The organism is Acidithiobacillus albertensis (assembly GCF_001931655.1).
In the GTDB taxonomy this organism is placed as follows: domain Bacteria; phylum Pseudomonadota; class Gammaproteobacteria; order Acidithiobacillales; family Acidithiobacillaceae; genus Acidithiobacillus; species Acidithiobacillus thiooxidans.
In genome coordinates this window covers 2,359,490-2,367,306 of sequence record NZ_MOAD01000001.1, presented here as the reverse complement: position 1 = coordinate 2,367,306, position 7,817 = coordinate 2,359,490, and the positions used below count along the sequence as shown (strand labels likewise).

9 protein-coding genes are annotated in these 7,817 nt (G+C 52.4%); 6 read left to right on the top strand and 3 right to left on the bottom strand.

Annotated elements, in window-relative coordinates; genetic code table 11:
- On the top strand, positions 1–94 hold a 94-nt coding region (locus BLW97_RS19110; RefSeq protein WP_242947823.1), incomplete at its 5' end, for an ATP-binding protein.
- On the opposite strand, the gene BLW97_RS20050 is transcribed toward BLW97_RS19110, so the two are convergent.
- Both BLW97_RS20050 and BLW97_RS12230 read right to left on the bottom strand, forming a co-directional pair.
- The gene (locus BLW97_RS20050) at positions 91–252 is read right to left on the bottom strand and encodes a hypothetical protein (protein ID WP_242947803.1); all 162 of its coding nucleotides are present in this window, start codon (positions 250–252) and stop codon (positions 91–93) included. The genes BLW97_RS19110 and BLW97_RS20050 overlap by 4 nt on opposite strands.
- Positions 253–475: 223 nt before the next feature.
- The gene (locus BLW97_RS12230) at positions 476–790 is read right to left on the bottom strand and encodes a DUF167 domain-containing protein (RefSeq protein WP_010637019.1); all 315 of its coding nucleotides are present in this window, start codon (positions 788–790) and stop codon (positions 476–478) included.
- Positions 791–883: 93 nt separating this feature from the next.
- On the opposite strand from BLW97_RS12230, the gene BLW97_RS12225 reads away from it, so the two are divergent.
- Entirely contained in the window at positions 884–1,075 is a 192-nt protein-coding gene (locus BLW97_RS12225) for a type II toxin-antitoxin system ParD family antitoxin (RefSeq protein WP_010637020.1), read from the top strand.
- Between the two features lie 48 nt (positions 1,076–1,123).
- Positions 1,124–1,912 (top strand): spermine/spermidine synthase domain-containing protein, encoded by a 789-nt coding sequence (locus BLW97_RS12220; RefSeq protein ID WP_024892932.1) that lies wholly within the window; start codon positions 1,124–1,126, stop codon positions 1,910–1,912.
- 38 nt (positions 1,913–1,950) lie between these two features.
- Here the strand turns inward: BLW97_RS12220 and BLW97_RS12215 are convergent, their stop codons facing one another.
- Positions 1,951–2,877, bottom strand: a complete 927-nt coding sequence (locus tag BLW97_RS12215) for a LysR family transcriptional regulator (protein ID WP_010637024.1) — start codon at positions 2,875–2,877, stop codon at positions 1,951–1,953.
- 139 nt (positions 2,878–3,016) lie between these two features.
- On the opposite strand from BLW97_RS12215, the gene BLW97_RS12210 reads away from it, so the two are divergent.
- The 3 genes from BLW97_RS12210 to BLW97_RS12200 all read left to right on the top strand — a co-directional run bounded on the left by BLW97_RS12210 (position 3,017) and on the right by BLW97_RS12200 (position 7,591).
- Positions 3,017–4,396, top strand: a complete 1,380-nt coding sequence (locus BLW97_RS12210; protein ID WP_075323289.1) for a ribulose-bisphosphate carboxylase — start codon at positions 3,017–3,019, stop codon at positions 4,394–4,396.
- A 119-nt stretch (positions 4,397–4,515) separates the two neighbouring features.
- Positions 4,516–5,328, top strand: coding sequence for a CbbQ/NirQ/NorQ/GpvN family protein (locus BLW97_RS12205; RefSeq protein ID WP_010637027.1), 813 nt, complete (start codon positions 4,516–4,518; stop codon positions 5,326–5,328).
- Positions 5,312–7,591: a nitric oxide reductase activation protein NorD gene (locus tag BLW97_RS12200; RefSeq protein WP_075323288.1), complete on the top strand. Its 2,280-nt coding sequence runs from the start codon at positions 5,312–5,314 to the stop codon at positions 7,589–7,591. Before BLW97_RS12205 ends, BLW97_RS12200 begins: the two co-directional genes overlap by 17 nt.
- Positions 7,592–7,817 lie beyond the last annotated feature (226 nt).

Here is a 7,817-nt window from a genome sequence, read left to right as displayed (position 1 = left end):
GGCGCTTCTCGATCGACTGACCCACCACTGCGATATTCTGGAGACCGGAAACGATTCTTACCGGTTCAAAAAACGTCGCAGCCACCCCCTCTAAAACTGGTCAAAAATATACGCTGTTACCTGGTCATTTTTAAACGCTGTTTGACAGGCGACAAAAGCAAAGGCAATGGCTTTAGGAACTAATGCCAAAGCGACGACTATTCCACTCAGGATATTCGTTTTGTTTTCTTCAAATCGTGACATAGCACGCATAGATGTCTTCTCCAAGGCGAGAATGCGTATTCTGTATGTGGCAATCGGAGTTCAGCCCCGGTTACACCAGCAAGAAGCAGCAAAACTTAAAAAATAACTACACAGATGAGATTTATGGAAGCTTTTTCATTACATAATATCCTAATGGTTTCAAGGGCGGGCAACCAGGACGATCATGGGATAAGCAACGAACGATGAGATAGGTTCAGAGCATATGCCATAATTATTCCAACAGGGAAGTCTGAATCTGAAAAACTGCGGGTAAATGTTTAGGGCAAGGTATTCTGAGCTGTTTGTTCACATTCATTCGCCCAAATACGACTTCGATGGAAGAAGGGGGAACATCAAACTCCCGGGCCAAAAAGCGCAGCATATGATCGGTGGCGCGACCATCCTGGGGTTTTGCGGTGACGCTGACTTTGAGTTGGTTACCCTTGGGTTTGCCAATGACATCGCGGGAGGCATTGGGTTTCCCCAAAATATTGACAACCAGAACATCGCCTTCCCACCAAAAAAATTTTTGTGCTGATTCGGACATCGGTTTCCTGTTTCCTCATCCGGGGTACGCAAAACGGTGAGTACATGGTAGGATTATATCCTACTCAATACCAGCAGGAAGAGGCCCCTGACCATGCGATCCACGCAGCAGATGAGTATTACCTTACCTCTGGAAATGGTTCGTTTCATCAAGGACAAGGTCGCTTCCGGTGAGTATGCCAGTGAAAGTGAAGTCATTCGCGATGGTTTGCGTACGCTCCAGACCAGGGATCGCATTATTGAAGAATGGCTACGCTCGCAGATTCATGTTGCCAGCAAGCGCTAGAACCGAAAACATGCCTACTGATCAGCAAGCGCATCTCATCATCGCTCCATGAACTACCCTGTACCATCCCGATCTCCTTCGGACAAAGAAACAGAGGCTGGTCATCAGAACGAACCTATCGTCCAGGAAGATTATCGGCTGGTATCGCTAGGATTCGACTATTCGGCAACGCAAAGCATGATGCATAAGAGCGATCCGGATTGTCTCGTCCTCGGCTATACCCGAACCATGATGGGATTTTTGCTGTTTCATCCTAAACCCAAACATATCGCCATGATTGGTCTGGGGGGCGGGTCACTTGCCAAATATTGCCGGCGTCATCTTCCCGACGCGCAGTTTACGGCGGTGGAAATCAATCCGGAGGTGATTGCATTGCGTGACCGCTTTCACATTCCGCCGGATGGCCCCGGTTTTCAGGTGCTCTGCGCTGACGGTGCCGAATATGTCAGAGAAAATCCAAAAACCAATGATGTTCTTTTGCTAGACGGCTTCAATCGTAATGGCCAAGCCGAAGAATTATGTACTACTAGCTTCTATGACCATTGCTATGCCAACCTGCGCAATTACGGTGTACTGGTGGTCAATTTGCTCAATAGTGATGCGCGGATGGATGCCTATATCAGTCGTATTCAGACCAGCTTTGATGATCAGGTCATTGTTGTGGATGCGGAAAAATCCGGCAACAAGATTCTCTTTGCATACAAGGGGGATCAATTTCCACGACTAGCCAGGAAAATATTCGAAAGAGCGCGGAGGATGAGTGCATTGCATGATGTTTCCCTGAATAGTACGGCCCACAAACTGATCCAAAAATTGAGTCTGCTATACGTGTTGTGATGGCATCAGAGCAGCACGGCCAGCATCACCAGCCACAATCAGTTGATAATTTGTCCCTGCTCATCGATGGTTCTGACATATTGATGCTGCAGTAAAAACTCTTTAAATGCCTGCGGTGCAGGGGCCAGATGCTTGCCTTTGCGGTGCACCAGATGCCAGGCTCTTTGCAAGGGAAACCCCTCCACGGAAAGTTCGCGCAGATAACCAGCCGCTATTTTTACCACGACACTGTGGCGCGCCAGAAAACCAATCCCCATACCAACGGTCACCGCCTGTTTGATGGATTCATTACTGTCCATGATCACCCCTTCCTTGATGTGCAATCCCTGTTCGGAAAAATAGCGCAATACGGTCTCCCGCGTTCCCGATCCAGGCTCCCGTAACACAAAGGGTTCCTTAACAATTTCAGCTTGCGGAATGTTTTTTTGCCAAGCCATGGGATGATTGGACGAAGCAACCAGAATCAGATAGTTACGATGAAAGGGCAGGGCAACCAGGTCCAGCGCCGGAGACGGCTCGCCCATGATGGCCATGTCTACGTCATTACGTTCGAGTCCTGCGAGGACGTCTTTGCGGTTGGCAATGTTTAAATGGATTTTGACCCGGGGATGTTTATTCAAAAATCGGGAAAGCAATTCCACGGCAAAAGCATTGGCGGTGGAGGTCACGGAAATGCGGAGGAGTCCGTCTTCTATATCCCGTAAATGCTCCAGAGAGCGTTTCAGGTTTTCCAGTTCTGTACCGATTAGTGCGCCAGAACGGAGAACCTGTGCTCCGGCATCGGTCAGGTAGACTTTTTTGCCGACCTGTTCGGTCACGGGCAAACCAATTTCCTGTTCGAGTTTGCGTACCTGCAGATACACCGCTGATTGAGTGAGATGCAACTGGTTGGCGGCTTTCGTGTAGGATCCAGTCGCTTCTAACATGCCCAGAATCTCCAGTTGGCGCAGGGTCAGGTTTCTCATGAATGGATCTCCTTAAGTGCAGGGGCTGCGGCCTTAATAATATATTTTATCTATTATACGCATATGAATTAATCGTTTTTTATAATGATTTTTGTAGTGTACAGTCTGTTGACTTCTCAATCAATTTAAGGAACGGAGCATGGACCAGTCCTCACGTTATGCCGATCTCTCTTTGCGCGAAGAAGATCTGATCGCCGGTGGCAAGCACATACTGGTTGCCTACAAAATGAAACCCAAAGCAGGATATGGCTATCTTGCATCAGCCGCGCACTTTGCGGCGGAATCCTCAACCGGAACCAATGTGGAAGTATCGACTACAGATGATTTCACCAAGGGCGTGGATGCTCTGGTTTATCACATTGACGAAGCCACCGAGGATATGCGTATTGCCTATCCTATGGATCTGTTTGACCGCAACATTCTCGACGGGCGCATGATGATTGTGTCCTTTCTCACGCTGGCTATCGGTAATAACCAGGGCATGGGGGATATTGCGCATGCCAAAATGATCGATATCTTTTTCCCCCCTCGGGCAATACAACTGTTTGATGGTCCTGCCAGGGATATTTCTGATTTATGGCGGATTCTGGGTCGGCCCATCAAAGATGGCGGCTATATTGCCGGCACCATCATCAAGCCGAAACTTGGCCTGCGGCCAGAACCCTTTGCGGAAGCCGCTTATCAGTTCTGGTTGGGCGGTGATTTCATCAAGAACGATGAGCCTCAGGGAAATCAGGTGTTTTCTCCCTTGAAAAAAACCATTCCGCTGGTTGCCGATGCGATGAAGCGTGCCATGGACAAGACCGGGCAGCCCAAGCTTTTTTCCGCCAATATCACGGCCGATGATCATTATGAAATGTGTGCCCGTGCTGACTATATTCTCGGTATTTTTGGTCCGGACGCTGACAAAGTGGCCTTCCTCGTGGACGGTTTTGTCGGTGGTCCCGGCATGATCACGACGGCACGCCGCCAATATCCCGGCCAATATCTCCATTATCACCGGGCCGGACATGGCATGATCACCTCACCCTCAGCCCTGCGCGGATACACTGCTTTCGTGCTGGCTAAAATTTCCCGTCTGCAGGGGGCATCCGGCATCCACGTCGGTACCATGGGTTACGGCAAAATGGAAGGCGAAAATGACGATCGCAACATCGCCTACATGATTGAACGCGATGAGTGTCAGGGTCCGGTGTACTACCAGAAGTGGTATGGCATGAAACCCACTACACCGATCATTTCTGGTGGCATGAACGCACTGCGCCTGCCCGGATTTTTCGAAAATCTGGGCCACGGTAATGTGATCAATACTGCCGGCGGTGGTGCTTATGGTCACATTGACAGCCCGGCGGCCGGAGCCATCTCCCTGCGCCAGGCCTATGAATGCTGGAAAGCCAAGGCGGATCCCATTGAATGGGCCAAGGAGCACAAGGAGTTTGCGGGTGCTTTTGCGTCCTTCCCGCAAGATGCGGATCAACTTTACCCGGGTTGGCGGGATAAAATCGGTGCGCATCGATAAGGTATTGTTGTAGCGGTGAGTCATCACCCAATGCCGTAGGCCGAAATCTCGCCGTTTGCAGATTTCGGCCTGTTTTCTTTTTGCGTGATTCCAGCTACCGCTGGAATGGAGATCTGCACATGAATCCTGGTAATCCGGTATACGATTACATGGTCAACAAGGAACCTTATTATCATCCGCAAGGGGATGAGATTGCCCTGTTTACCGCTGCCTATGCCCGGCGTTTGCCGGTCATGATCAAAGGCCCCACGGGCTGCGGCAAATCCCGATTCGTCGAATACATGGCCTGGAAACTGGGCAAGCCCCTGATCACGGTGGCTTGCAATGAAGATATGACCGCTGCAGATCTGGTGGGCCGCTGGCTCCTGGATGCAGAGGGTACCCGCTGGCAGGATGGTCCGCTCACGGTGGCGGCTCGCTATGGTGCCATCTGCTATCTGGATGAAATTGTCGAAGCCCGACAGGATAGTACCGTGGTCATCCACCCCCTGACTGACCATCGTCGCCAGCTCCCGCTGGACAAAAAAGGGGAACTGATTCAGGCGCACGCCGATTTCCAGCTGGTGATTTCCTACAATCCGGGATATCAGTCCTTGATGAAGGACCTCAAACAGTCCACCAAGCAGCGTTTCGCCGCTTTTCGCTTTGATTATCCGGAAACAAAGGTGGAAACAGAAATCCTGGTCCGTGAAGTGGGTATTCCTGAACAGACTGCGGAACAACTGGTTGCCCTGGCCAAAAGCTCTCGCAATTTGAAAGGACATGGCATGGATGAAGGGATATCGACACGCTTGCTGGTTTATGCGGCATCGCTCATTGCCGATGGGGTGCCCGCAACACGCGCCTGCCGGATGGCGCTGATGGACCCGATTACGGATGACGAGGACATCCGCAGCACGCTGGAGCATGCCATTGATGCCACCTTCAACTGACGCAGAAACCGGGTCAGCGATTCCGCCCGACGAGGACTACTGGCGGCGTCATCTGGACTGTGCTTTTAGTTCAGTACAGGCGGTTTTTGCGGACTGCCTCACGGTTGCCGCTGCGCAGTGGCAGGAGCAGGAATTGTTCGCTTATGTAGATGCTGCCCGCTTTTTGTGCAAATTGGGGCGGGGTGCCGAGCCAGTGATGGCCTTTCTGGAAGGCTGGCCGGAAGTGGCCGCTGCTGTCGGTCACGACTGTATTGATCCGGTTTTGCAGTGGGTGGCGAAAATTCAGCGTTCGCCCAATGGCGATGTTATCGGATTGTTTTTCCAGACGCTTCCCGCCGTTACCCGGGCTTTGCCCAACCGGACGCTGCTTCGCGACTATCTCGATTTGTTGACGGATATTGCCGAGCGCAGCAGCACCTCCATCCATGGCCGCCACGCCATTCTACCCAGCCGCGCTTTGCCTGAATTCATTCGCCTGGCGGCCGAACTCCTGCAAAAAGTGAATCTGGAGGGACTGCAGACCTGGGCAGAATACGGGTTGCGCTATTATGCCAGTAACCCCGAACGTCAGGCGGATTATTTTGCCCTGCAAAGTGCAGACAGTCGGGCCATTTTTCAGGAGCAGCGCGATGGGACCCTGCTGCGCAGCCACGAGCGTGAGATGGACCTGTATTTGCGGGCCCTCTGGGATGAACCCGCCATGCTGGTCCCGTATTCGGAAGCTTTTGATCATCTGCGTCGGCCCCAGCCTTACCTGGATTCCCTGGGTATGCATCTGCCGGACCTGTACCATGATCGGGAGGGTATATCGGGCCTGGATCAATACCGTCTGGCCCTCGCCCATCTTGCCGCTCATCGCCGCTACAGTCAGGCGCTCCTTGCCGATAACTGGAGTCCCTTTCAGCGCTTGTACATCGAATATTTTGAAGATGCGCGCGTGGACACCCTGATTTTGCGGCGTTTCCCCGGGCTTCGGACGCTTATGCTGCAATTGCATCCCCATCCCGAGGAAGATGCCTGCGATTCCGGGCAGGAATCCTGCATACGTCATCGTCTGACCCTGTTTTCCCGAGCCGTTCTCGATCCTGAGCATGGTTACCAGAACCCCGTCCTCCGGCAATTTGTGCAGCGCTTTCACGAGCAAATGCTCAACGGACCGGGCAGCACCCACAGCATTGCGGAACTCGCCCTGGAATATCTCATTCAGACACGCCTGCCGAGTGACAGTTTTGCCAAGATTTATTTTACCGATACGGAAGTGTCCTACCGGGATGACAACCGCCACCTCTGGCAGTTCATTGATGGCGATCAGGAAAGCGAGGAAGAAAGCAGCCGGGCCGAAGCGGTATCGGAAAACGAATTGACGCTGGTCCGGCACTATCCCGAGTGGGATTACCGATCGCAACATTACCTACCGGATTGGGTCAGTCTCTACGAGCATCTGCATCCCCAAGGTTCTGCCAGCGATATCCTGCAGATATTGCAGAAACACGCTGCTTTGGCCAAGCGTCTTGAACGGTTGCTGGATATGCTGAAACCGCAGGATCGCGAACGCCTGCGCCGTCAGGAAGAAGGATCTGACCTGGATCTGGACTGGGCGCTACGTTCCTGGGTAGATTATCGCTGCCGACAGAATGTCGATCCCCGCATCAACGAAAGTTTCCGCCACGCCCGAAGGAACCTTTCGGTGAGTCTGCTGCTGGATCTTTCTGAATCTCTGAATGATCCGGTGGCGGGTACAGGCTCGGGAACCACCATCCTTTCTCTGGCCCAGGAGGCCGTTACACTGCTAGCCTGGGCGATTGACCGCTTGGGTGACCCCTTTGCCATTTCCGGCTTTTATTCCAACACCCGTCATGAGTTGCGCTACTGGCATATCAAGGGATTTTCTGAACCTTGGCAGGATGCAGTCTACGCACGGCTCGCAGCGCTCCGTGCCGCCTATTCTACGCGCATGGGTGCGGCCTTGCGTCACGCCGGACACTATCTGTCCGGTCAATCTGCCGACAAGCGCCTGCTGCTGATCCTGACCGATGGGCAACCGGCCGACATCGATGTGGATGATCCGGATTACCTGCTGGCAGATACCCGTCGCGCCGTTCTGGAGCTGGAGGAGAAGGGCATTTTTTGCCATTGCATCAGCCTTGATCCACATGCAGACGAATACGTACGAAAAATTTTTGGTAATCGATTCAGCATTATTGATCGGGTTGAATCGTTGCCGGAAAGATTGCCGGAGATTTTTTTAAGCCTGACACGGTGAATGCCTTCATCCTAAAAACGGCAGTTGCCGTGGGTGCTTTTTGCTCCGTTGTTCCTCGCCTGTTGTTCTAGGGCTCATCCTGCTGTCAGGAGAGAACTCGCCCTGCGGGCTCAGACAGCTCTCCTGACGGGCGCAGGATTTCGCCAAGAACAACAACGGCTCAAAACAAAAGTCGCGGCAAAGCACCCACGGCAACTGCCGTTTTTAGCTTCATACGTTAATATGG